The sequence below is a fragment of the Streptomyces sp. NPDC001663 genome, assembly GCF_042893105.1.
Taxonomy (GTDB): Bacteria; Actinomycetota; Actinomycetes; order Streptomycetales; family Streptomycetaceae; genus Streptomyces.
The window spans coordinates 1120184-1143999 of the sequence record NZ_JBIAUR010000001.1 but is presented as its reverse complement, the minus strand read 5'-3'; the positions used below and the strand labels follow the sequence as shown (position 1 = coordinate 1143999).

Here is a 23816-nt window from a genome sequence, read left to right as displayed (position 1 = left end):
ATCCTCCATCCCATCCGCACTCGCTTCACCTGCACTCTAGCCGCCCCACCCGACTTCTTGAGGATTTCTTCAGTTCGCTTGACTGACGTCAACTTCGGAAGTGAATATTTCTTCAGGAGGTGGTGACCGTGGCTGCTCACCCCAGCGCCGGACTTGGCATGCACGACGGCCATCACGGGACGCACAACGACTTGCATTCCGAGCAGGGCGCACTGCCCGGAGAGCATCCGGGCCGGGCGGCAAACCCTGTGATCAAGGTCCACGACATCGCGTGGCTGGAGTTCTTCAAGCCCGACCTGGCCCGCGCCGAAGCCTTCGCCCGGGCGTTCGGCTTCGTAGCGTCCTACCGCGACGCCCACGAGCTGCATCTGCGAGGAACGCAGGCGGGCTCGCCGTGCGTGATCATCCGCAAGGGCCCCAGGTCGCGGTTCCTCGGCCTGGCCTTCCGGGCCGCCGACACCCGTGACCTGGTGCGGCTGGCCGACGCCACCGACACTCGGGTGAACCGGCTGCCCCAGACCCTGGGTGGGTCGGTCGTGGACCTGCTCGACCCCAGCGGAATACGGGTCCGCGTCGTCGCCGGCACCGACGAGCTGCCTGCCCTGCCGGGGCAGGAGCCGCAGCGACTGAACTTCGGCGGCGATCTCGACCGGGTCAACGCCACCCAGCGGCCGCCACGGGAGCCGGCCACGGTACACCGCCTCGGGCACGTCGTCCTGCAGACGACCAGCTACCTGCGGACCCTGAACTGGTACCTGGAGCACCTCGGCCTGATCGTCAGCGACTTCCTGTACTACGAGGGCCAGCGTGATCGGGGCCCCACCATGAGCTTCATCCGCTGCGACCGCGGCAAGACGCTGACCGACCACCACACCCTGGCCCTGACGCTGGGGCCCTCCAACCGGTACGTGCACTCGGCGTACGAGGTGACCGACCTCGACGCGCTGGCCGTGGGCGGACAGTACCTGCTCGACGAGGGCTACAGCCGTTCATGGGGCATCGGCCGCCACATCCTCGGCAGCCAGATCTTCGACTACTGGCGCGACCCCGACGGTTTCCTCGTCGAGCACTTCGCCGACAGTGACGTGTTCGACTCCACCCTGGAGCCCGGCTGGGCAGCCATGACGGCTTCCGGCCTGGCGCAGTGGGGACCGCCGGCCACCAAGGACTTCCTGGGCATCGCACCTGGCCGCGTGTTCCTGAACGAGCTGCGCTCGATCCTGACCGCTCTCCGATCCGACGACAACGAGTTCGACCTCGAGCGCCTGCGTGGCCTGCTGAAAGTGGCTACCTCATGAGCATCTCCGTCTTCCGTACCGTCGACGCGTGGTGGGTCGCGCTCGACGCGTACCGCGCCGTCCCGGTCGACACCACCGCGACCACGACCTCCGAACTACTCGACGATGTGGTCACGGTCCACATGGCCCTGGCCTCGGCTCGCTCGGGCACCCTGCCGGCGGAGTCGCGCCGCATCACCGAACTCCCGTTGGTGTCACCGGTGACCACACCGTGCCGAGTGGTCGCGCAGATGACCAACTTCGTCTCCCACGTGCGCGATTCGGGCATGGATCCCGAGACCGTCCCGCTGACCTTCTTCCGCAAGACCTCGGGGTCGATCAGCGGACCGTTCGACGAGATCGTGAAGCCCGCCCACGTCCGCTTCCTCGACTACGAGATCGAGCTCGGCCTGGTCATCGGACACCCCCTCGACGTCGGCACCACCGTGACCGCCGCCAGCTGGAAGGACCACATAGCCGGTCTGGTCATCACCAACGACATTTCCGCACGCGATGTACAGCTGCCCAAGACCCAGTTCTACGAGGCCAAGTCCTACCCGACCTTCACCCCGGTCGGCCCCGCCCTCGTGCTGCTCGACGCCGACGAGCTCGACCGCCTCTCCGAGCTGAGGCTCGTTCTCAATGTCAATGGAGAGGTTCGCCAGAGCAGCGACCTCACCGACATGATCTACAGCCCGTTGCAGGCCCTGCAGGAGCTCTCCCGCTTCCAGGCTCTTGCCACCGGCGACCTCATCCTCACCGGTACGCCCGGTGGTACGGCCCTCAAGGCGCCGCCCAAGCCGGTGGAGATCATCGGCGCCCTCCTGCCCCCGGCTATGAAGTGGAAGGCGTTCTTCAACGCCCAGGCGAAGAACGAGAGGTACCTCCATGACGGGGATGCGCTGGAGCTGTCCATCCGTACGCCCGACGGAGCCATCGACCTGGGCGTGCAGCAGAACAAGGTGAGGTTCTCTTGACCACCAGCACCGACACCGGCACCACGTGGCCGAGCTACGACCGCCCCGAAGACCTGGCCGACATCGAGGCCATGCCGCTGGCCGAACGCGGGCTGCCCAGTACCTCGTACGAGCTGCTGCGGCGCGCAGCAGGTCGTGTGGGCGGGGTCGTTGGGCTACCGCGACCTCACGCTGTACGCGGAGTTCTGGCGCATCGTCGAGCACTATCGGATCGGCACGATGAGTGCCGTACCCACCGTGTACGCGGTGCTGGGCACTTGCCCGGTCGGCGGAGCGGACATCAGCTCGATGCGCTGTGCGATGGTCGGCGCCTCCGCGCTGCCTGCGGGCGTGCGCACCGACTTCGAGACGGCGACAGGGATTCCGTTGGTCGAGGGGTACGGCCTGACCGAGGCGACCTGCGTCAGTGTCCGCGGATTTCTGGAGGTCCGCCGGCCCGGCTCGGTCGGACAACGGCTGCCGTACCAGCAGATCAAGATCATGGATGTGGAGACAGGCGTGGAGCTGTCGGCCGGCGAGACCGGTGCCATCCTCATCAGCGGCCCCACCGTCTTCCCCGGCTACGTCGAGGGCCGCGACCATGACGGCTACCGGATCGGCGGCCGGGGCAAGCTGGTCGACGGCTGGCTGGACACCGGTGACCTCGGCCATGTCGACGAGGACGGCTTCCTCTACCTCACCGGACGCGCGAAGGACCTCATCATCCGAGGGGGTCACAACATCGACCCCCGAGTGATCGAGGACGCGCTGCTCTCCCATCCCGCGGTCACGGGTGCGCTGGCCGTCGGGCAGCCGGACCAGCGGGCGGGAGAGGTACCGGTGGCCTACGTGACCCTCGCCCACGGCATGGTCAGCGAGGACGAACTTCGCGACTGGGCCACGGCGCACGCCAGCGAGGCGGCCGCTATCCCCAAGGCCGTTCGCGTCCTCGCCGCGTTGCCCGTGACCGTGGTCGGCAAGCCGTACAAGCCTCCGCTGCGTGCCGACGCCACCCGCCGTGTGCTGAGCGATGTCCTCGCCGACATCCACGACGTCGAAGAGATCAGCGCCGAAGCCGACTCCGGGTCGGTTGAGGCCATCGTGTGGCTGCGTGCCTCCGCGTCGGCCGACACCACCGCGGAAGTGGAACGCCGGGTCGGCAAGTTCACCGTGCCATGCCGGATCCTGCAACGGAAGCCGAAGGACGACTGACATGATCGCGCTCTTCGTCCTCACCTCGATCCTGGCCGTGTGGTTCGTGCTGCTGGGCGCCGGAAAGGTCCTCGGCCTTCCTGCGATGGCCGAGCGGGCCGCCCACGTGGGGTTCACCGTCGGTGGCTACCGCATCATCGGCCTTCTCGAACTCGCCGGTGTGCTCGGCCTGTTCGTCGGATGGACGGTCGTCAGCGTAGGCGTCGCCACCGCGGCCGGATTCCTGCTACTGCTCACCGGTGCTGCCCTGGCACACCTGCGTGCCGGAGACCGACCTCCTGCGCTGGTACCGGTGATCGTCTCGGCCGCCCTGGTGGCGGGCTACCTGACCGTTGTCCTCTAGACCACAGCCCTGGTCAACTTCTGTACAGAGCCGTACAAGAAATGAGTCGCAAGATGGCCAAGCAGACAACCCCGGGACGGCGTCAGGGACCGAGAGCCGCGGCGCTCGAAACCACGTCGGTGCTGGTGATCGGTGCGGGACCGGTCGGCCTCACACTGGCCATGGAACTGGAACACCACGGCGTGGACGCATTGCTCGTGGAGCGCAATGCCTCGACCACCCGGCACCCGAAGATGGATGTCACCAACGGGCGAAGCATGGAGCTGTACCGCCGCCTCGGCGTCGCCGACGACTTGCGCAAGATCGCCATCCCGGCCGATCACCGCACCAAGGTCACATGGGCGACCGACGCGGTGGGCTGGGAACTCGCCTCGTTCGAGTACTGCAGCGTCGAGGAGACGCGTAAGGCGATCCGTGAGCGCAACGACGGCACCCTCCCACTCGAACCGTGGATGCGGGTGTCCCAGGTGGTCCTCGAACCGGCGCTGCGGGACCTGCTGGAGGCGCGGTCCCAGCACGTGAAGGTGGAGTACGGCTGGGCACTGGAGAGCTTCGAGGAAGACACCGAGGGCGTCACGGCCGAGCTGGTCTCCGCGGACGGCGGCCGCCGGCGCACGGTTCGCGCGCAGTACCTGGCCGGATGCGACGGCGCCGGCAGCCGAACGCGCGCACAGCTCGGCATCGGCCTGGACGAGATCGACCTGCGGCGGACGCTCATCAAGGAGCTGGGGCTTCCCACGACAGTGGCGACGATGGCGCGGGCCTACAAAGCCACCCGGGAACGGCCCATGGACGGTCGGTTCTACCTGGTGCACTTCACCACGCCCGACACAGATGTCTTCCGCCGTTTCGGCAACGTGTGGCACCTGCAGTCCCCAGAGGGATGGACGCTGATCTCACAGAACGACGGTGACACCTTTACCCTCCATGCGCCTCTGGGGGTCGGAACCGACGCCGACAGCATCGATCCCCGGGAGTTCGTCTACGACCGCGTCGGTCGCAGGTTCGAAATGCACGTCCTGGTCGCCAACGCCTGGAGGCCGAGGCTCACCGTCGCCGACTCCTATGGTCGCGGCCGGGTCTGGCTCGCCGGGGACGCCGTCCACCAGGTGCCCCCCGTCGGCGGCTACGGCATGAACACCGGCGTCGGCGACGCCGTCGGACTCGGCTGGGCGCTGGCCGCGGTGCTCCAGGGGTGGGGGACGCCCGGACTGCTACGTGCCTATGAGTACGAGCGCCGGGCCGTGGCGCTGCGCAACCGCGCGGCCGCCGCCCGGCACAGCGTCGTCCGGGGAGCGGTGAAGGCGGCCTACCGGACCGCAGTGCACAGTGAACGATGGCTCGGGGCACGCGCCCGCCAGAGACTCGGCCGTGAGATCAGCGACCTGGGAAACCTGGAGAACGAGGCCCTCGGCATCGAACTCGGCTATCGCTACGACACCTCGCCCGCGGTGTGTCACGAAGCCGGTGGCCAGGCTCCGCCTCAGACGACGGCTGAGTACACGCCGAGCACCTGGCCGGGCGCCAGACCACCGAGCCTGCTTCTGCAGGACGGCTGTGCCCTGTTCGACCTCTTCCACCGTGGGTTCACCCTGCTGCGATTCGCCGACCACGACGTCAGCGCCTTCACCGACGCAGCCGCCGCACGAGACGTCCCTCTCGGGGTCGTCGACGTACGCGACGGTCACGCCCGCGCCCTCTACGAGCGTGACCTGGTCCTCATCCGTCCCGACCAGCACGTCGCCTGGCGCGGAGACGCTCCACCCGCGGAGCCCCTGTGTGTGATTGACCGTATCCGGGGAGTCCACAGCTGAGCCGCTGCACCGGAAAGACATCAACGGCCTCGGCCGAGAGTCCTCCCGGGCGCGTCGGCGTTTTTGTGCAAGTACTCGGTTTTCATCCGGCGCCGTGACGCGGCTACGTCGGTCGACCCGGTGAAGTTCACCACCCGTGCCTTGGGGTCGGCGCGGCAGCCCGGCGTCGCGCAGCACGTCGGTGATGAACAGCCCGCAGGCCCGCGAAGCTTCTTCGCTGGGCTTGAGGAGCACCGTGTGACCGGTCGCCGGCGGCGCGGCGACCGCGCGGACGCCGTTCACGAAAGAGACACGACGGACAGGGCTATGCCGAGAAGTCGGCAGTTCATGAACGGGGCGAAGACCGAGTCGGCGAGCGCCTCGAGCGTGTCGCAGAGGTCGTTCTGCTGCCGGCCCAGTCTCTGGGCAGACGGTTACGCTTCGCCACCCGGCCTACCTACCGTGCGGCCCAAGGGCTGCTGCCGCACGCGGGATGCCTTGCGCTGAATGCCGCATCAGGGGCCCGATGTGCGCTCCACTGTCGTCCGTTTCCGCAAAGTGGAGCTGCACTTCGTGGCCACCCGCAGCGCGGTCGACTACGTCAGGCGCGTAGCGGAAACCCATCTGGTGCTTCTGACCGTGAGGTGCTGAGCACTCCCTCTGGGGGAGAGCAGGCGTCTGTGGGACGCCGGCTCCGTTCCCACGCCGGATTGCGACGGTCGCTCCCAGATGCGCCGTCGTGTTCTCCGGTTCACGCTCCACACCAGCGTTGCCGCCGGACGTGCGCGGCGGATCATGCGGCACATGTTCTTCGCCCACCGGAGAATGCCTGGTCAGCCGCTGGGTGGAGGCAATTGTTTGCCCCATGTCCAGCGTTGCCGAACAACTCCTCGCGCAACAGGATCTGACCTCATCCCTTGGAGCACCCCCGCACGAGTGCCCATTCCTCCCGGCTGTGACAAGGAGTTGCCGCTGTGCAGTCCATAATCCGTATGAGCCCGATGCTTCGCAGAGGGCCGACCAAGATCTCCCTGTGGAAGACGGCCATGATCGCCATCCTGGCCCTCGCCCTGGCCTCCGCCGTGCTCGGCCCGACGATGCCCACGCACAGGGCCACGCTGCACAAGGTCTCGATCACACAGCTCTGCGACCAGTCCGCTGACTCCATCGAGGCCTCCTACGGCGTGCAGCCCCCGGGCAAGTCCGGGCCGTCGGCCGAGGGAGGCCCTGCCACGGTCACGGTTCAGCCGGCCGCGGCCCCCCGCACGCTCACCGTCCAGCAGGCCGCCGCCCTGCGCACCGTCCGGCAGAAGGCGGTCGCCGACTGCAGGGGCAAGCTCGGCGCGCAGCAGACGGTCTGGTCCTACATCAGCGCACGGGCGGTCGAGATCGCGGTGGACGCGACCATTACCGTCCTGGCCAGCACCATCATCTGCTATCTCGCACCGGCCGCCTGCAAGTGGGGAGTCCGCGTCGCCGCGTTCCTCGGCGGTTTCGTCGGGTCCTTCGTCTTCCAGTACCTGACCGACGGAACCATCGACTGGAAGACCGCCGGCTACGCCCTGCTGGACGCGATGGTCTCGATGCTGACCTTCTCCGGGCTGGACTCACTTTCGGAGCACTACATCGAGCAGGGTGTGACGTCCACGCTGGGCGAGGCCGGCAAGGCCGTCACGTCCGTGGGGAACCGGATCGGCGGTCTCGGCTCCGGCTTCATCACCTACATGCAGAACGCGGCGGATTGGATCAACAGCAACGTCCTCGTGGCGGCCGGTTGGTGGAGCCCGGTGGCAGGCATCGGCTACACCGGAGGTGGCTCCATCCGTCCCGCCACCGCCGACGGCCACGGCTCCGTCGTGCAGGCTGCCGCCACGTCGAAGTCGGCCACCAATGTCGAGATCCGCGCGGTGGACGACTCCCGTCACACCGGCTACGACCACACGGATCTGCACTCCGGCAGCGGCAACAACGAGTACTACACGTGGACCATCACGAAGCTGGGGTACACCAACGGCGACGGCGCGATCGCCTACGCGATCTCCCAGGGCAACCAGTGCCTCAACGCCACGGGCAGCTACAGCAAGGTCGAACTGGCCACCTGCGACTACGCGACCAACTCGCACCAGGTGTTCTTCATGGACGGCGACGAGCTGATGGCCTACAACGGCGAGTGCATGGACGAAGGCGCTGACGGCAACCGCTGGCTGGCCGACTGCGACGGCCTGAACTACGAGACGTTCGCCGCCCAAGGCGACAAGGACGACCAGTTCATCGTCACTCCGCCCATCGACGGAACCGTTTACCCCGACACCATCACCAATTGGAAGAACGACCTGAGCATCTACGAGAACGCCTGACCGACACAGAGCGTTCGGACCCCAAGAAGCCGAGGGCCGGTGACGGAAGTCACCGGCCCTCGGCCCATCCGGCTCTTGCGATCACCCATCGCCGTCGCTGATAGTGCCGAGAATGTGAAGAAATCATCATCCGTGAAGGGATCGTCATGGGAAGGCCCGAACGGGCGATCGATCCCGCTGCGGGGCCGGTCCAACGTCTCGCTCACGAACTCCGTGCGCTTCGCAAGCGCGCGGGGAACCCCTCCTACCGGTCCATGGCCGAGCGTGGCGAGTTCTCCGTGACGACGCTGTCCCAGGCGGCGGCCGGCACCCGCCTGCCCTCTCTGGCCGTGGTGCTGGCGTACGCGGAGGTCTGCGGCGCCGATCCGGAGGAATGGGAACAGCGGTGGAAGGCGGCGGCAGACGCGGTCGCGGGCGTGCCGGAGGCCGCACATCACGACCGGGAGAGCCAGGCGCCCTACCGGGGTCTGGCGCGCTTCGAACCGCAGGACCGCGCCGGGTTCTTCGGCCGGGAGCGCTTCGTGAAGGACGCCCTCGTGCTCGTGCGGGAGAACCGCTTCGCTGCCCTGCTCGGCGCCTCCGGCAGCGGCAAGTCCTCACTCCTGCGCGCCGGCCTCGTCCCTCGCCTCCAGGAACTCGCGCAGGAGGCGCCCACGCCCGCCGCGATCAGGATTCTCACGCCGGGAGAACGTCCTGTCTCCCGCTACGGCCACCTCTTGACGCCCAAGGCGGATGAACCGGATAGCTGGGTGATCGTGGACCAGTTCGAGGAACTGTTCACGCTGTGCCCGGACCCACGGGAACGAACACGCTTCATCGACCTGCTGCTCACCGCGCGGGAGCCGGAGTCCCGACTGCACGCGGTGATCGCCATGCGCGCCGACTTCTATGCACGGTGTGCCGAGCACCCCGGGCTCGCCGACGCACTGAGCCGCTCCGGCCTGCTCATGGGACCGATGAGCACCCTGGAACTGCAGGAAGCGGTCACCCGGCCGGCCGCAGCCGCGGGGCTGCGCGTCGAACGGGAGCTGACCGCCCGCATCGTCGAGGAGGTCGTCGACCGTCCCGGCGCCCTGCCGATGTTCTCGCACGCACTTCTGGAGACCTGGAGGCGGCGGCGCGGGTGCGTGCTCACTCTGGAGGCGTACGAGGCGGCCGGAGGCATCACTGGGGCCATCGCCGCCACAGCCGAGAGTGTGTACGGGCAGCTTTCCCCCGGCCAGGCGGGCGCCGCCCGCCGCCTGATGCTGCGGCTGATCGTCCCGGGTGACGGCGCTCCCGACACCAGCCGCCCCGCCCGCCGGACCGAACTGGATGCATGGCACTGCCCCGAGCTGGACACGGCGGTCGAGCGGCTGGCCGCGGCCCGTCTGCTCACCATCGACGGCGACACGGTGCAACTGGCGCACGAGGCCCTGATCACCGGCTGGCCCCGACTGCAACGCTGGATAGACGAGGACCGTGAACGGCTCAGCCTGCGCCGGCGGCTCACCGATGCCGCACGGACGTGGCACGACATGGGACGCGACCCAGGCGCTCTGTACACGGGGGACCAGCTGGAGCCGGTCGCGAAGATCCTGCTGCCGTCCGACCGGGACCACGACCTCTGTCCGGTCGAGAAGGCCTATCTCACTGCCGCCCTCGATGCCCGCGCGGCTGAGCAACGCACCACCGCCCGTGCCAGGACGCGGACACGGCGCCTGGTCGCCGCATTCTCAGCCATGCTGGCGATCGCCTTGATCGTCAGTATGCTCGCCTGGCAACAGCACCTCACCACTGAACGGGAGAAGAGCGCGGCCACCGCCGTCCGGGTCGCCGAACTGGCCGCTGCAGCCCGGACCACCGACCCCCGAACCGCCCTGCTCCTCAGCCTTGCCGCCTGGCGGATCGCGCCGATACCCGAAGCACGAGCCGCTCTGTTCGGTGCCCTCACGCAGCGCGAGTCGGACGCCTTCAGTGACCCCGGGGCAGGCGTCGGGAGCCGGCGGTTCCTCGTCGAATCCGGCGGGACGCTGCTCAGTGTGCGCGACAGGTCGTGGCATACCTGGGACGTGGCCACACACGCCGAGCGTGCCTCGGGGCGATTGCCCGGCACCGTGTTGGCCGCTGACCCCGACGGCCGAGTGGTCGCTCTCGACAGCGGCACCGGCTGGCGGCTGTGGGACACACGTACCCATGTCTGGACGGGATCCGTGAACGAGCTGTCCAAGGACTCCTACCTGCCCGACTTTCCCGCCTCCGGAGCCAGCTACCTGGTGAGCGCCGTCGGCCGGTCCCAGGTCCAGGTACGCGCCGTGTCGGATGGCCGATTGCTGTACCAGGCGGCGGCGGACAGCCCGGCGAACGTGACCGTCGGTCCCGGGAACCGGCTGGTGGCCGCATGCCTCGCCGGTGGCTCACTCGTCGTCCAGGACCTCGGCGGCAACCACCCAGTCCCCGGTGCTTGGACGAGCACGGGTGGGAACACCTGCGGCGAGGCCAGCTCACAACTTGCGTTCGACCCCGCCGGCAAGCGGCTCGCCGCCGTGTCCGACAACGGCGTACGGGTGTGGGACCTGACCTCGGGCCGACTGCTCGCCGACCTCGACTCTCCCGGCATCGAGCGCATAGTGTTCGGCGGCGGCGACGAGTTCCTCGCTGCCGCGGGGTCGGACGAGATCACCGTGTGGAACCTGTCGACAGTCAGGCCCGTCTTCCGGCACTCCGTGCCCGGCCACCAGGTGGCCGGCCTCGCCTGGGACGCCCACCACCCCCTGCTCCGCTACCTCGCGGACGGGACCGTCCACACCTTCGACCTGGCAGCGAGCCTGACCCCGGCAGACAATGCCAAGGCTTCGGACAGCACCCTGCTCAGCCCGGACGGCCGCACGGTTGCCACCGCCGTGGGCACCGGTGACCACTATGTCGTCCAACTGCGAGACATTGGCGGCGGGCGGCCGGCGCACACGCTCCCCGCCCCGTCCCCGCCCGCCGTCGGCTCCGGGCCGGTCGCCCCCGGGGGCATGACCGCCGTCATGGGCTTCAGCCCGGATGGCAAGACCTTCACATACGGCATCACCGCCCCCGGTCGTACGGCGGCGCGGCAGACGTTCATCCTCTGGGACATCCCACAGGCCCGCCAACAGGCTGTCGTTGACGTCGCACCGCGGCCGGCGCCCGCGGTCACGGGAGTCGCGCTCAGCCCCGGGGGCACGATGTTGCTGACCACACGCACGGACGATAACGGCCGCTACGGTGAGGTCTGGGAAACCGAGCGTGGCCGTAGAACCGCCGTCCTACCGGGCCTGGACACCGCCTCCCCGACGATCAGACCCGACGGGCGGCTGCTCGTCGGCGCCGACGGGACTGCCGAACTCCCGGTCGGGCGAACAGCCGTCCGCGCCCTCGGCCGGGGTGAAGAAGTGACGGCCCTCGCCTTCGACGCGGACGGCAGCAAGCTGGCAGTGGGCGACGCGTCCGGGCGCGTCACCCTATGGGACAGCGACGCTCGCCACAGCATCGGCACCCTGCCGAGCACCTTCCCCGCCCCTGTGGGCGAGCCGGCAGAGGGGGTCAGCGCTCTCAGCTTCAGCCCCGACGGCACCACCCTCGCGGTCGGCGGCCGCTTGGGCAGTATCCAACTCTGGGACACCACTGGCGACGAGCCGCTGGGGACCAACCTGGTCAGCTTCGGCGAGAGCATCATCTCCCTCTCCTTCGCGCCTGACAGCGAGGCCCTGTACGCCAGCAGCCTCCACGCCTCGCTCCAGCGCTATCCCATCACTCCAGACTCCATTGCGATGTTCATCTGCGCCGCCACGAAGTCCGCTCTCACACCCACCGAGTGGCACGCCTCCATCCCTGACGCGCCTTACCGCAAACTCTGCCCGCCGTCCGCCCGGCGCGGATGAACTACTGTCCCGTGTCGATCGCGCCGGGGCGCTTCGAGCGGTACGCGCAGAGCACCTGGTCGACCAGCCGGCACCTGCCGGGCGCCGCGCTCACCGACGGCGGTAAGGGCGCCGCCCACCTCGCCCTGTTCGGGCCTGACGACGCGTCTCACCAGTGGCGTCGCACGCTCACGCCCGGCGAGCAGTTCACCACCGTGCCCGCTGTCCTGGTGCGCGCGTCGTTGGCCTGGACGGGGCCTTCGGCGAGCTCACCACCTACCGCCACCTTCGGGGCCACCGGGCCGCCAGCGGACGTGCCCGACACGGGGTACTCGCTCATCCGCCCTCCGGAGACCGTGACTGCGTAGCCGTCAGCGGCACCCGCAACGTCATCTTCCAGACGAGCCTGCACTCCGTGACCGACGGACGGCGCTTGGATCCCCGGCTCGCGGCGGCCCACCCCGGTCTGGACATCGCGAGCGGGTGATCACGCTGCGACACGAGAAACTGCTGGGGCACGTCCTCGAACAGTACGGCCGTTCCGTCGACGTCGTCGCGCTCGACATCTGGGCCGAGCCCGGCGCCTGCCAGGGAAGATGGTGACCGAACCGTGGTCAACCCGTCCCGCCTTTCCAAAGGTCCGCCGGGTCCCGCGATGCCAGGCCAGCCAGCATGCGGCGCAGCCGCCACCCCTGGCCGTAGGCGGCATCCGCGGTCACCCAGGCGACCGGCAGCGGCGAGACGATCGCCCGCAGCACCATTGCCTTGGCCAGGTCGGGCTTGGTGGCGAAGGCCCGCTCGTCAGGGATGCGGGCGGCGCGGCAGCGGTCGCGGTCGTCGGTCCAGGACTTGGGCAGATACAACTGGCGATCTCAGTGTCTCTTGAACGACCGCAGCGCGAGTTACTCCTGTGGTGATGAGGCCGCGGCAGCAGTCCCACCGGCTCAACTGAAGAGCTTATGCAGGACCGAGCCCCATGAATCCAGTGCACTACTGAGTGCGGAGCCACCGGCAGCGGCTGCTGTTAGCGCCGCGAGAGCGGCCCGGGAAATACCCTTGTTACGCTCCTCGGGCGGTGTTGCGGCAGCCTGTGCCAAGTACTCAACGTTGTCTAGAAGGTCACTTCTACGCTCGTCTTCCATGCTGTCGGTCATGACGGCCTGCTGGAGAGCCCGAAGGGCCTCGGCAACGTCAATGCGGCCCTCTTGGTGCATGCCAGTTATCGCAGAATGAACGTTGTTGATCCGGGCTGCAAACTGACCACCGATGAAAGTTCCCCCGCTGAATGTCATAGATACGTGAGGGTCGGGCTGTTGGCTGGAAGCCTCGATGTAGTCAGGCATGCGGGTCTGCACCTCGTTCAGGTAGGACAGGGCGAATACGGTGTAGGCGCGGGCGAGGAGGCGGGAGTCAGCGACAAGGGGGCTCTGGCATGCCGCGACAGCCGCGTCCATCGTGTGCAACCCTGCGGCCACGCTACCCAGCGAAACGCGTAGTAAGTTGCCCGCATCTTTGATCCATGTGTGTGCCTCTGGCCAGTCCGCGTTGCCTTGCGCTAGGCGCTCCGACAAAGCGCTTCCTCTGTTCACCGTGGCTGCTAGGTCTTCGTTTACCAGACGGCCGAGGCGTCCTTCCTCCAAGTTCCCGTACCGGGGGGCATGGGCCTGACGCGGTATCACCAGGAGTCCATCGGGGGGTTTCCTCAGGAGCTCGGCAAGTTCCCTGATGTGGTCATGCAGGGTTTGCACGGCTGTCTCGGTGTGTCTTCTCCGCGTGAAGGGCGGAGGCTTACCCACGCCCTCGTAGGGGCTGTCCCCATGGTGGCTGTTCTCAACCTGACGGAGGGAAGGGGGGTGGTATTGCAGATCACGTACGGCCTTCCCCACCTCCTCCCAAGATGTTTTCAGGGTTGATCCCTCAGCCCACTTCTTGGCAGCGATGAAGGCGCTCTCGGCACCATTCTTCAGGCGTCCCAGGGGGTCTGAGTCGCCCCAGGTTCCGGAGTTCCTCTTCCAGGCCCTGCCGAGCCACGGAGTGAGGGCATCGGCATGGGCGTCACCTTCCGCTGCAACCTTGCGGAGGACGGGTACCAGCCGTTGCCGCGCGAGCTTGTCCTGCAGGCGTATGGCTTCCCGGGCAGCATCAACATCCATGCCGAAAACTTTAAGGCTCAAAGTCGTGCTGGATACGAATCTCTGCAGTATTGAGCTGCATGCGCTGGTTCCTGACCAGGCCGAGCGGACGGTGGCCTGACAGAACATCAGATGCTGGAGCGGTGCAAGAAGGACGGCCCTGACGGTCACGGGTGATTCTGGTCTGCTGCTCGATAGCTATGGAATCCTGGAACCGCTGTTCGTGGTGGCGGAGGAGGTTCCGTACGGGATCAGCCGGATCATCAAGGGCCGCTGACGCCGACGGACCACATTAGCCTCGATCTTGCATGAGGGTCCGTCAGCTTGCTGACGGACCCTTTGTGGCGAGTGTTGGTGCGGAATTCCGGAGTCTGGGCAGGTTGAGTGCCCGGCTGTCGCGTCGGGTGTGCGCCAGGGTTCCACGGCTCCGGTGGGCTGGTGCTGCTCGCAGGGGCGGAATGTGCTGGTCAGCTGGGGTTCGGTAGGGCCTGGAGCCGGTCGGAGATTGCGCATACCGGTGGTACGGGCGGCGCGGATGCGGTCCTCAGCACGGGCCCGCTGCCGGTGGCGCAGTTCGAGGGCGGCGATCGCCTCGCTGGCCGTGTTGGTGGCGAAGCAGGTCAACCGCATGCCGTCGGCGTCGGTGAAACGCAACTGGGCACCGGGGTGCGGCCGCTCCTTGCGCACGATCAGCCGCAGGCCCTTCGGCCAGCCCGTCAGGCAGTCGCCGGCGAGTTCGGCCACCCAGGCGTCGTCGCGGATGTCGCCGTCGGGTTCCACGGCCGGTGTCCAGGCCGAGGTTGGGACCTTCAGGACGGCCTGGTGGACGGCGTCGGTGCTGGTCATCCCGACCGAGTACGACAGCCACCGCCCGCGCCGAGCGAGCCAGGCGACGAACTCGTGGGTGCCGCCGCCGGAGTCGGTACGGATCAGTGTCTGACGCCCCCGCCGGAGCCGTTTCGGCAGCTGGGCCAGGGCCAGTTTCGTGGCTTCGATGTGGTCGGCGGCGGTGTTGGAGCAGGCGTTGCCGGGCCGCAGCAGGCCCACGACCGGCTCGCCGGACCCGCCGCGGGAGTGGTCGACGAACCCCATCAGCGGGTTGGTGCCCGAACGTCTTCTTCCAGGTCGCGGCGTCCTGCTTCTCGAGTGCGCCAGGACGAGGACCCCGTCGATGTCCACGATCACCTGCCCGCCCGCATCCGGCGCCGCGTCACCGGCCAACCGCCAGACGTGTTCACGCACTTCGGTACGGGCGGTGCGCAGCGCGGCCAGGACCCGCTTGCCGCCCGAAGCCAGCTGTCCGAACAGGCGAGAGACCGTCGGGTCGGAGGCCACCGGCCCGAACACGGCCGGCGCAGCCCGCACAGGGCCACGTCGGCAAGGCACTCCCCGCCCAGCGCGACGGCAAGCGCCACATCGAGCAGGATCTTTCCCGGATCGTGCACCGCCCGCGGCTTGCGCCACGGCTCAAGCGCCGCCGACATCGCCGCATCCAGACCGGTCTTGCGGGCCGTCTCGACCAGCAGCACTGCACCGGCCTGCGAAGCCACTCCGCGACCACCGTCCTCGGGGCGGTCACGCGGACTCGATACGCTTTTTCACCTGGAAAGTGCCTCCGGCGGTGGCGGGAACAAGGACCTCAGAAATCCTCATTCTCACTGGTCAGAGGCACTTTCTACGTTCATCATCAACAGATGGACAGCCCACCTCGGAAAGCGCGAGGTTAGGAAACGCCCTTGCGCAACGACGCGAGGAGGCGGTCGAGGTCCCCGCGTGCCGTGTACGTACGGATCGGGTCGATGTAGTCGCGAGACTCGATGATCTGACCGTCCCGCACACGCATGACGAAGACGCAGGGCACCTTGGACCTGGAGTCGTCCGGCAACGTGAACTCGTAGGCGAACTCGGCGACGATCACTTCAGGATCGGCGGTCTCGTGCACGACGACATCGACGACACTCTTCTTCGGCAAGGACTCCCGAATCTCCGGCGGCACCGTGAAGTGCTCCCGGAGCGCACGCCGACTCGTCAACGGCTCGGACTCCGGCGTCGCCATCGGATGCCGGACATCGGTAACCTCGCCGTACAGGTCAGGCAACTCGCTTGAGTTCCCGTCGGCGACCCCATGAACAAGCCGGAGAAACACCTCACGCGGACTCAGACTCACAAGACCCCCCAAGTGATACGCACAGGCAGCTAACGATCATTATCGCCTGTCGCGGGCCGGTGTTGTGGACTGTCTCGACCAGCAGCACCTCACCCGTCTGATCCCACGGCCGTCGCGCTGGACGCGGACTTGCAGATACAGGTCAGCACTCTTCATCCGAGAAGTGCGCTTCCGCAGCAACGGCCAGGACTCTCCACGGGTCCCATCTGTGCAGGTCAGGAGCGCTCCTCGCATCTCTGGTCAAGCGGTGGACGGCACTGCTTGTGAAAGCCCAAGGTTAGATCGCCGCAGAGCAGGGGGCCAGCATGACGGCGGACAACACGGCGGCGAGCGATGACGTGACGGCGGTGCGCCGCTGGGTGCGGCTCTCGTGCGCCGAGCCGGGCACCCTCCTGCCCGCCCTGACCGAGATCTCGCTGCCTTCGGCTTCGCGGGCGCCGTCGCGCCGGTGTGGCCGGCCGCCGGGGCCGCCTGTGGAGTGTCGGCAGTGCTGGTGGCGGCGGAGCGGGTGCACAGCGGCGCGCACTACCCCTCCGACGTGGCCGCCGGCGCAGTAATCGGGATCGCCGCGGCCGCCCTGGTCCGGGCCGCACTCCGTCTGCCGTGGCGACGGGTGCTGTGAGCGGTGATGCTTGGCTGCCGGGGTACTCGGGCAGCCGGTCCGACGGGAACGAAGGACAGGTGAGCACTCATGACAGCAGATGGCCCTGCCCGCCCGGGCAGCAGCGCGCAGGAACCGGTGGGCGAGCTGGTCCAGCGTGCCTCGCAGCAGCTCTCCCAGCTGGTGCGCGACGAGATGCGGCTGGCGCAGGCGGAGATGACCGAGAAGGGCAAGCGGTTCGGCAAGGGCGGCGGCTTGTTCGGCGGGGCCGGCCTGATGGGGGTGCTCACCCTGCAGGCCCTGGTGGCCACCGTGATTGCCGCGCTGTCGCTCGTTATGGATGTGTGGGTGGCGGCGCTGATCGTCACCGGCGTGCTGGCCGGCGTCACCGCGCTGATGGCGGCGCTCGGCAAGCAGCAGGTCAGCAAGGCATCCCCGCCCACGCCCGAGCAGGCGGTGGACGGCGTTAAGGCCGATGTGGCCGAGATCAAGGAGAGGGCACAGCGATGACCCAGGACAAGCCGCAGGGTGATGAGGCAGTGCCTTCCCCGGAGGAACTGCGCGAACAGGTCGAGGCGAACCGTGAAGAGCTCGGCGAGACCGTCGAGGCGCTCGCGGCCAAGACCGACGTCAAGACCCGCGCGGCGGAGAAGACCACGGCTGTCAAGCAGCAGGTCGCCGCCAAGACCACACACGTCAAGACCCAGCTGAAGGACAAGGCCGCGCACGCGGCCCACGTGGTGCAGGACAAGACGCCCGAGCCGGTACGCGCCAAGGCCGCTGCGGCCACCGCACAGGTCCACGACAAGGCCGCGCACCTCGGCGAGTTCGCCCGGGACAAGGCCCCGGAACCGGTGCGGGAGAGGGCCGGCCAGGGCATGCAGGTGGCCCGCGCCAACCGGGTCCCGCTGCTCGCTGCGGCCGGCGCGCTCATCGCGCTGCTGGTCATCCGTCGCGCCCGGAGGCACTGATGAAGGCCTCGAAGGTTGCCTAGAAGCCGGTCGGTCTGGCCATGGGCGCCGTCAGCGGCGTCCTGGCCGGCGGGCTGTTCAAGCAGGTTTGGAAGCAGCTCGGACACGATGAAGACGCCCCCGACGCCACCGACGAGCACCGCACCTGGCGCGAGGTGGTGTCGGCAGCCGTCCTGCAGGGAGCGATCTTCGCCGGTGTGAAAGCTGCCGTCGACCGGGGTGGCGCCACCGCCGCCCGCCGTCTGACCGGAACCTGGCCCGGCTGACGCGCACCAGGAGGTGTCAGGGCCGCACCGCACGGATATCGGCCCTGCCACCTCGCTGCCCGTATCCGCACGAAGGACCTCCCCGCCATGTCGGACCAGCACACGGCTACCGCACTGACAGCCGCCGCCGTCACCACCATGATCCTTTTCGCCCGGGCCGCAGTCCTCCACCAGGGCGGCCGACGGCACCCCGCCCGCACCGGCCGCCCACCACGCCGACGCCCCACATCCGGCTCCGACCAGCCCGCGCCATCCGCAGCGGGACCCTCGGACGCCGCCGCGTGCGCCGTACGCGAGGCGGAACACCACGTCCACCGCTGCTGGCAGCACCTCGACGCACACATCGACCCGCCCGAATGACACGCTCATGGACGCGGCCGCCGGCGCAAGCACGCAGCGGATCAAGGCGTCACGCCAGCAGCCCCGGGAGCGTTCAAGATCACCGGCCCGGCCACCGGATCCCTGCACCGGCTACCGCCTCAAACGCAGGCCCATGCTCGGATCAGCCGAGCAATCCACCAGCAGTGCAGCCGTCACCGCTGCGGTCGGCAGTATGACCCGGCGCAGCCGACACCGTTTGAACTCTGACATTTTCAGGCCGCATCGAGGTGCCGCGGGGAGTGCGGGGCCGGGTCGTGGTCGGCGGATGGCCGACTGGTGCTGTGGACCAGACGCAGATGGCCCCTGCGGGCGTAGCGTGTGGCCCGCGGCCTGCCCTGCAGCCAGTCCTCGCAGCGGTCCATTCCGTACAGCAGCAGGCCCAGCATGGGTAGCAGCGACACAGCGACGGCGATCACAGCGCAGATGCCTCCCGGCCGGTAACACCTGACGGGTTGAAACCCCGCGGTGGCCAACAGCCCTCCCACGTGAAGGTCCGGTGACGGCCAGGTGTGGGGGCGGACGGTGGTGAGCCGTTGCGGGCGGGATGACCGGAGACCGGAGAGGAAGGGAGACCGGCCGACTCTGGGGGGAGCCCGAAATGTGCCTCGCATCACCTGTCGAGGCGCTCGGTGCCTCGGCGCGCGCTCCCTGTTCGCCGTGAATGGCTTTGGCCTGGACCTGCGTTGGCGCGAGTGATCATGGCGACAGCTTCGTGGCCACCGGAGCACGGTGCCGCTCAACCCCTTACGAGGGACCTGCGCCCTACGCGCCGGCGGCACGGCGAGTGCGCCATGCCGCCACCGCCGCCGCCAAGTGGTCTTGAAGATCGGCAGGCATGGGCACCTGCTGCGTGGTCGCGACCACGGCTTGCGCCACGTCATGCAGCTTGTTGTTGGAGTGCTGGGACACCCGGACCAGCATCTGCCACGCCTCTTCCTCGGTGCACGATCAGGTCGCCATCAACACGCCGCGCGCCACGTCAATCGCCGGCCGCCGCTCCAAGGCCTCCTTGAGCTGCTCCGTCTCCTCATACAGCAACTCGGCCTGCTTGACGACCGGTAGCCCGGCGAGGGGTCCAGCGTGCTCATCGTCCTGGCGCTGCGCATCGCCGGGCATCTCTGCACGCCGGGGACCAGGGCCTTGGGAAGGTCGCATGCGAGCAGCCTGCCCGGCATCACCCCTCCCACACGCGACCACCCCGCGATGGGCGAAAGGCGGTGAAGAGCTTGGTTGAGAGGCGGGGGTGTGGTCGGTGGGCGCGGCAGGTGATTGATGTCCGCGCAGGTGTCGGCGCCGGGCCGAAGCCACGGGGAGACGTCCACAGCCAGCACCAAGCGGCCGTCGCTCGCCAGGGGTGGCTTTCGGGCGCACGTCGAGGCTGCGCCCCTGATGCGCACCCGCATAGGGCACGCTTACGCGGGGCGCGGCACACTGGCCTCGTCCCGGCTCCAGACGCCTCCTCCTACCAGTGGTCGCGGGCCGCCGTGGGCTGGCGAACATGACCGTTGCAGAACACCTGAAAAGCCGTCAAGAGTCATTAAAAATGGGCAAGTTGGGCTCACGTGCTTAGATCCGCGACCGCGTACGCGAGAGGAAAATTCACCCAGCGGCGTCAACTCGACAGCGGGTAGCGTCCCGGCCATGCACAGCGATCTCGACGCAGATGAGGCGTGGGAGCGGCTGCGGGCCAGCCACTCCAATCCGCCGGCCCGAGCCAATACCGGCTCCCGGCGCAAGACGTACTCGGCAGCCCTGGAACAGGCTCAACAGCTGTTCCGCGCCGCCGCCGTCGTGGGCCCGGCCACGAGTCCGGTCCTGGCCTTCTACGGCCTCAGCCAGGCTGGCCGCGCCATCACGGCCGCCGCCTGGTCTCTCAAGGGCGAGGACTGGCGCCTCAACACCCACGGGATCACGAGCAAGGGGTTCCACCTGCCCTTCCCCGACATCGAGATCCGCACCGATCCGCCCGGCACCCAGGGCAGCTTCGTGAAGGTCAGCGAGGTCCTCGACTCACCGGTGTGGGAGACGGACCCGGTGCGCCTGGAGGACGTCTGGGACCTGTTGCCCCCGAACCTCAACTACCCGCTCACCAGCAGGGACCGGCTCACCCCGCTGTACACAAGCGAGGGCAGCGTCGACGAAGGCGACCACTCCTTGCTCAGCGTGTTCGTGTGCAACATTCCCGACCGGATCGTCAAGGCCGGCACTCGTAAGGTGCTGGCCGACTTTCTGACTGCGTACGCGGCTGTCGCCCAGCACGAGAGCTACTCGAATGTGGGAGCGTCGGCGCTTCCGAACTACGTCCGTTATGACCACGGCGGGGGCCAGCTGGCGATGAACTGGCTGATGCCCGAGGGCGTGGGCACCGGGTTCGACGGGATGGCGACCATGGCCGAGCGGCAGGCCCACCTGAGGGCCTTGACCCGCGGCTACGCCGGGGGCCGGTATTTCCTGCCGGTCTTGGGCTCGATGAAGCGGGATCTACACCCGCTGATGGCCTGGTGGGCTGTGCTGTACACGCTGTCCATGCTTGCCCGCTACGAGCCCGCGGCCTGGGGCAAGCACATCAACGTCGATGCCAGCCCGCACGCGGTCCCTATCGAGCGGCTCTTGGAACGGGCGATCAACCACCTGCCCGTCCTAGTCGCGGACACCATCATCGAGGTAAGCACGTGATCGACCTTCCTCGACGGGTCGTAGCAGAGAGCGAAATTCCAGCGACAGTACTCCACTGGGTCAGCCACTCTTGATCCATGGCGGCATTGCTCTATGACCGGCTGGTCACGGATCACGAGTACGTACAGCGAGTCAGGCAGCAGCGCCCCAGCGCCCTCCTGCCTGTCATCGCCGCTGCCTCAGCCCGCTGGCACAGCGACACGTGGTGGAACAGTCCATACCGCAAGTACACGCCGTGGGCTCTCGCCGATGTCGCGCGCACCAGCCTCGCCTACGGGAACGAGTACCGCGGGGACGGCAGCTGCACCGAGAACGATCTGATGGCCATGCTTGCCGCGTACGCGGCGTTGACCGACCCCATGATCCGTGACGGGGGGAGTGCCGAATCCGTCGCCAGCTGGTTGCTGCGTACCTCGGGCGAGCAGTTCACCTACCAGGAGTCCGGCTTCAACGATCTCGCTCGGACGGCCGCTCTGTTCGGCCAGACGAGGACGGCCCGCACCGCCACATGCCTTGTCGACGGATGGGATCAAGAACTTCTCGGCTGTTCCCTGTCCGACTACGTCGGTGTCACCCAGCTTCTGCAGGTGGCCGCACTTCGGAACGAAGGGCGCTTCGATCCCGCGTGGCTGAGCCAGCCCCAGATGGAGCAGATCTGCTCCATCATTCCCGCGCGCACCATACGAGAGATCACGGACCGTCACTTCGTTACCGATCTGGCGGCCTTCAAAGCCGAGAACGACACTAAGCGGTCGAGTCGGGACTCCCACCTGCGCCGCTTTGAGTACAACCCACTGCGCGGCCGCCCCTTCTTGTCCGGCTTCGGGGCGGGCTACCTCGCCCCCTCATCTCACCTGATCATTCCCAAGGGCAGCCCTCTCGGTCTGTACTACATGGGCATCGCCCACTTTGAGAGCGACTTCGCCAGGGAACTCGGGGACCTCTTCGAGCAATACGTAGGACGCCAGCTCGGCCAACTTGCCGACGCCAAGGTCTACCCCGAGATCATCTATCGGGACGAGCGACGCAGCGTTGACTGGATCGTTGTGTTCGACGACCTGGTCCTGCTCGTCGAAGTGAAGTCCACGCGCCCTACGGAAGCACTACGTCTTGGTGTGCTGGACCGCACCAGCGCTGACCTGCGCCAGATCAAGCACGCCTACAAGCAGCTGGGAACCACGGCTGCACTGATCACCGGCCGGGACCCGAGTTTCAGGCACCTCCCCGCGGACCGACCCGTGCACGGTCTCGTCGTGACCATGGAGCCCTTCCACACCGCCAACGCCCCCTTCCAGAAGGAGATGCAGCCGGACACGGACATACCCGTGACCGTCTGCAGCGCCACAGAACTGGAGCACCTTGTAACGCTAAGCGACATGTCGGTGAGCCAGCTCCTCCGCCAACGCCAAGAAGATCCTCTGGCGTCGACCTACTCCCTCAACTCTGTCCTCGTCGGCAAGAATCACGGACGCAATGCGATCCTGGATGCGGGCTGGGACAGCTACCCGTGGAAGCGGCACGCTGAACGTGCGAGCCAGGCCGCTGTAGATCAGTAGTACGGGCCTGAGGGATGCAGCCCGTCTGCGACTGCGGTCTCTGCACTGTATTGCCGATCGTGGACAAACTGCTGCCCGCTCCTGACGGTGTGCCGCGGGCATGCCAGCTCCCCATGCGCACCCTGCTGCGGAACCCCCGATCCTCCGGGTCCTCACGATTCCGATGCGGCGGCTGGATGTCAGTGCGATGTCGTAAGGTCCGCCCATGAACTGGGGAGATGCACCAGCTTGGGCTGCGTTCGCTGTGTCACTGGGAGCCATTGGTATCAGCCTCAAGGCCAGAAGTGACGGCAAGCGTTCGGCTGATGCTGCGGAGAAGACCGCCGCTGTTGCTGAGGAGACCCTGGCCCACCAGCGAACGGCGGACGCTGTTCAGCGCGCGGCAGAGGAAGAGGCCAATCGGCCTCGCGTTGTGCTGGCCTTCGAGCATGCCAACAAGGCGAAGTGGCAGTTGGTCAACTACGGAACGGCGATCGCGACCAACGTGCGGATCACGGAAGCGGTTGCCGCCATGCACGGGGCTTGGCCCGAGAACCTGACGCTGGCCCCGGGCGAGGTGCACGACTTCCTGATGGCGGGGTCGATGGAGGCGCGGATTCCCTCCCTGATCCGTGTTGTATGGGACGGGCAAGAAGAGCCGGTGCCTCTTCGTGTGCCGCCGCGTATCGGCTGACGATGGAACGCGCGCCATCTCTCCGGACGTTACGTCCAGCGCATGCCGATGGCGGACAGCTGTTCCACCCGCTGGGGGTGAGCGTGGCGGCCCGGCTGCGCTGGTTCCCGATCCATGCACCGATACGGAGCTCGCGTTCCTCCTGGTCCTCGCATGGGAAGGGGCGCAGCAAGGGTTGCTGGTGGCGACGGCTGATTGGTCGCCGGGGCACGGGAGGTCGTCCACACCACAACTACGTGGTCACAGAGGTGAACCGAGCGGCCGTGCAAATGTGGCTTGAGAACCTGCGAGTATCCGGCAACGGACTCTGGTACCCGGCCTGAAGGTCAGACACCGATACCGCTGTACTCGGGTTCGCCGCTGTCGAGGACGCGGAGCAGGGATGCGGTGACGACGCGGGTGCTGCGGCCGATGCGCAGTACGCGGCAGGGGAATTCGCCGCGGCGGACCAGGTCGTAGCCCTTGGCCCGGGAAAACCCGAAAGCCTTGGAGGCGTCTTCCACGCTTCCCGTTCCGCCCCAGGTGGATCGGATGTGAGCCGGGCTGTAGGGGGCGTCATGCGGCGGGCTGTCCTGTCGGTGCATCG

Annotated in this window: 22 protein-coding genes and 4 pseudogenes; 17 read left to right on the top strand and 9 right to left on the bottom strand. The window is 67.9% G+C overall.

Annotated elements, in window-relative coordinates:
- The first annotated feature begins 158 nt into the window (after window positions 1–158).
- The 9 genes and pseudogenes from ACFY1L_RS05475 (at window position 159) to ACFY1L_RS05435 (ending at window position 12175) form a co-directional block, all read left to right on the top strand.
- Window positions 159–1298, top strand: coding sequence for a VOC family protein (locus tag ACFY1L_RS05475; protein ID WP_388818991.1), 1140 nt, complete (start codon window positions 159–161; stop codon window positions 1296–1298).
- Window positions 1295–2254, top strand: a complete 960-nt coding sequence (locus tag ACFY1L_RS05470; protein ID WP_388818453.1) for a fumarylacetoacetate hydrolase family protein — start codon at window positions 1295–1297, stop codon at window positions 2252–2254. Before ACFY1L_RS05475 ends, ACFY1L_RS05470 begins: the two co-directional genes overlap by 4 nt.
- A 126-nt stretch (window positions 2255–2380) precedes the next feature.
- A pseudogene (locus ACFY1L_RS05465) lies at window positions 2381–2806 on the top strand (AMP-binding protein); the annotation flags it as partial.
- A gap of 180 nt (window positions 2807–2986) precedes the next feature.
- Window positions 2987–3445, top strand: coding sequence for a hypothetical protein (locus ACFY1L_RS05460; protein WP_388818988.1), 459 nt, complete (start codon window positions 2987–2989; stop codon window positions 3443–3445).
- 1 nt (window position 3446) lies between these two features.
- The gene (locus ACFY1L_RS05455) at window positions 3447–3788 is read left to right on the top strand and encodes a DoxX family protein (RefSeq protein WP_388818450.1); all 342 of its coding nucleotides are present in this window, start codon (window positions 3447–3449) and stop codon (window positions 3786–3788) included.
- A 53-nt stretch (window positions 3789–3841) separates the two neighbouring features.
- The gene (locus ACFY1L_RS05450; RefSeq protein ID WP_388818447.1) at window positions 3842–5602 is read left to right on the top strand and encodes an FAD-dependent monooxygenase; all 1761 of its coding nucleotides are present in this window, start codon (window positions 3842–3844) and stop codon (window positions 5600–5602) included.
- A 953-nt stretch (window positions 5603–6555) separates the two neighbouring features.
- A complete protein-coding gene (locus ACFY1L_RS05445; protein WP_388818444.1) occupies window positions 6556–7938 on the top strand; it encodes a hypothetical protein in 1383 nt (460 codons plus the stop codon).
- A gap of 146 nt (window positions 7939–8084) precedes the next feature.
- Window positions 8085–11828 (top strand): helix-turn-helix domain-containing protein, encoded by a 3744-nt coding sequence (locus ACFY1L_RS05440; protein WP_388818441.1) that lies wholly within the window; start codon window positions 8085–8087, stop codon window positions 11826–11828.
- Window positions 11829–11839: 11 nt separating this feature from the next.
- A complete protein-coding gene (locus ACFY1L_RS05435; protein WP_388818438.1) occupies window positions 11840–12175 on the top strand; it encodes a hypothetical protein in 336 nt (111 codons plus the stop codon).
- A 300-nt stretch (window positions 12176–12475) separates the two neighbouring features.
- Here ACFY1L_RS05435 and ACFY1L_RS05430 read toward each other — a convergent pair.
- From ACFY1L_RS05430 to ACFY1L_RS05410, 5 genes and pseudogenes are all read right to left on the bottom strand, one after another.
- Window positions 12476–12679 (bottom strand): annotated as a pseudogene (locus ACFY1L_RS05430) (transposase); the annotation flags it as partial.
- Window positions 12680–12751: 72 nt separating this feature from the next.
- Window positions 12752–14110, bottom strand: a complete 1359-nt coding sequence (locus tag ACFY1L_RS05425) for a hypothetical protein (RefSeq protein ID WP_388818435.1) — start codon at window positions 14108–14110, stop codon at window positions 12752–12754.
- A gap of 27 nt (window positions 14111–14137) precedes the next feature.
- Window positions 14138–15304, bottom strand: a complete 1167-nt coding sequence (locus ACFY1L_RS05420; RefSeq protein WP_388818432.1) for a transposase — start codon at window positions 15302–15304, stop codon at window positions 14138–14140.
- A gap of 65 nt (window positions 15305–15369) precedes the next feature.
- Window positions 15370–15468, bottom strand: a pseudogene (locus ACFY1L_RS05415) (hypothetical protein); the annotation flags it as partial.
- Window positions 15469–15662: 194 nt separating this feature from the next.
- The gene (locus tag ACFY1L_RS05410; RefSeq protein ID WP_388818985.1) at window positions 15663–16085 is read right to left on the bottom strand and encodes a nuclear transport factor 2 family protein; all 423 of its coding nucleotides are present in this window, start codon (window positions 16083–16085) and stop codon (window positions 15663–15665) included.
- A 391-nt stretch (window positions 16086–16476) separates the two neighbouring features.
- Between ACFY1L_RS05410 and ACFY1L_RS05405 the strand changes: the two genes are divergently transcribed.
- The 5 genes from ACFY1L_RS05405 to ACFY1L_RS05385 all read left to right on the top strand — a co-directional run bounded on the left by ACFY1L_RS05405 (window position 16477) and on the right by ACFY1L_RS05385 (window position 18304).
- A complete protein-coding gene (locus tag ACFY1L_RS05405; protein ID WP_388818429.1) occupies window positions 16477–16728 on the top strand; it encodes a phosphatase PAP2 family protein in 252 nt (83 codons plus the stop codon).
- A gap of 69 nt (window positions 16729–16797) precedes the next feature.
- Window positions 16798–17217 (top strand): phage holin family protein, encoded by a 420-nt coding sequence (locus tag ACFY1L_RS05400; protein ID WP_388818426.1) that lies wholly within the window; start codon window positions 16798–16800, stop codon window positions 17215–17217.
- On the top strand, window positions 17214–17678 hold the full coding sequence (locus tag ACFY1L_RS05395; RefSeq protein WP_388818423.1) for a DUF3618 domain-containing protein: 465 nt from the start codon (window positions 17214–17216) through the stop codon (window positions 17676–17678). Before ACFY1L_RS05400 ends, ACFY1L_RS05395 begins: the two co-directional genes overlap by 4 nt.
- Window positions 17679–17713: 35 nt before the next feature.
- A complete protein-coding gene (locus tag ACFY1L_RS05390; protein ID WP_388818982.1) occupies window positions 17714–17944 on the top strand; it encodes a DUF4235 domain-containing protein in 231 nt (76 codons plus the stop codon).
- 87 nt (window positions 17945–18031) lie between these two features.
- Entirely contained in the window at window positions 18032–18304 is a 273-nt protein-coding gene (locus ACFY1L_RS05385) for a hypothetical protein (protein WP_388818420.1), read from the top strand.
- Window positions 18305–18537: 233 nt separating this feature from the next.
- On the opposite strand, the gene ACFY1L_RS05380 is transcribed toward ACFY1L_RS05385, so the two are convergent.
- From ACFY1L_RS05380 to ACFY1L_RS05370, 3 genes and pseudogenes are all read right to left on the bottom strand, one after another.
- The gene (locus ACFY1L_RS05380; protein WP_388818418.1) at window positions 18538–18741 is read right to left on the bottom strand and encodes a hypothetical protein; all 204 of its coding nucleotides are present in this window, start codon (window positions 18739–18741) and stop codon (window positions 18538–18540) included.
- Window positions 18742–19087: 346 nt separating this feature from the next.
- Window positions 19088–19258, bottom strand: a pseudogene (locus ACFY1L_RS05375) (ANTAR domain-containing protein); the annotation flags it as partial.
- Between the two features lie 15 nt (window positions 19259–19273).
- Window positions 19274–19441 (bottom strand): hypothetical protein, encoded by a 168-nt coding sequence (locus ACFY1L_RS05370; protein ID WP_388819017.1) that lies wholly within the window; start codon window positions 19439–19441, stop codon window positions 19274–19276.
- 525 nt (window positions 19442–19966) lie between these two features.
- Between ACFY1L_RS05370 and ACFY1L_RS05365 the strand changes: the two genes are divergently transcribed.
- From ACFY1L_RS05365 to ACFY1L_RS05355, 3 genes are all read left to right on the top strand, one after another.
- The gene (locus ACFY1L_RS05365) at window positions 19967–21001 is read left to right on the top strand and encodes a YaaC family protein (protein WP_388818415.1); all 1035 of its coding nucleotides are present in this window, start codon (window positions 19967–19969) and stop codon (window positions 20999–21001) included.
- 77 nt (window positions 21002–21078) lie between these two features.
- Entirely contained in the window at window positions 21079–22557 is a 1479-nt protein-coding gene (locus ACFY1L_RS05360; RefSeq protein ID WP_388818412.1) for a hypothetical protein, read from the top strand.
- 205 nt (window positions 22558–22762) lie between these two features.
- A complete protein-coding gene (locus ACFY1L_RS05355; protein WP_388818410.1) occupies window positions 22763–23230 on the top strand; it encodes a hypothetical protein in 468 nt (155 codons plus the stop codon).
- Window positions 23231–23556: 326 nt separating this feature from the next.
- Here ACFY1L_RS05355 and ACFY1L_RS05350 read toward each other — a convergent pair whose 3' ends face one another.
- Complete coding sequence (locus ACFY1L_RS05350; protein ID WP_352181346.1) at window positions 23557–23733, bottom strand: hypothetical protein; 177 nt, start codon at window positions 23731–23733, stop codon at window positions 23557–23559.
- Between the last annotated feature and the right edge of the window lie 83 nt (window positions 23734–23816).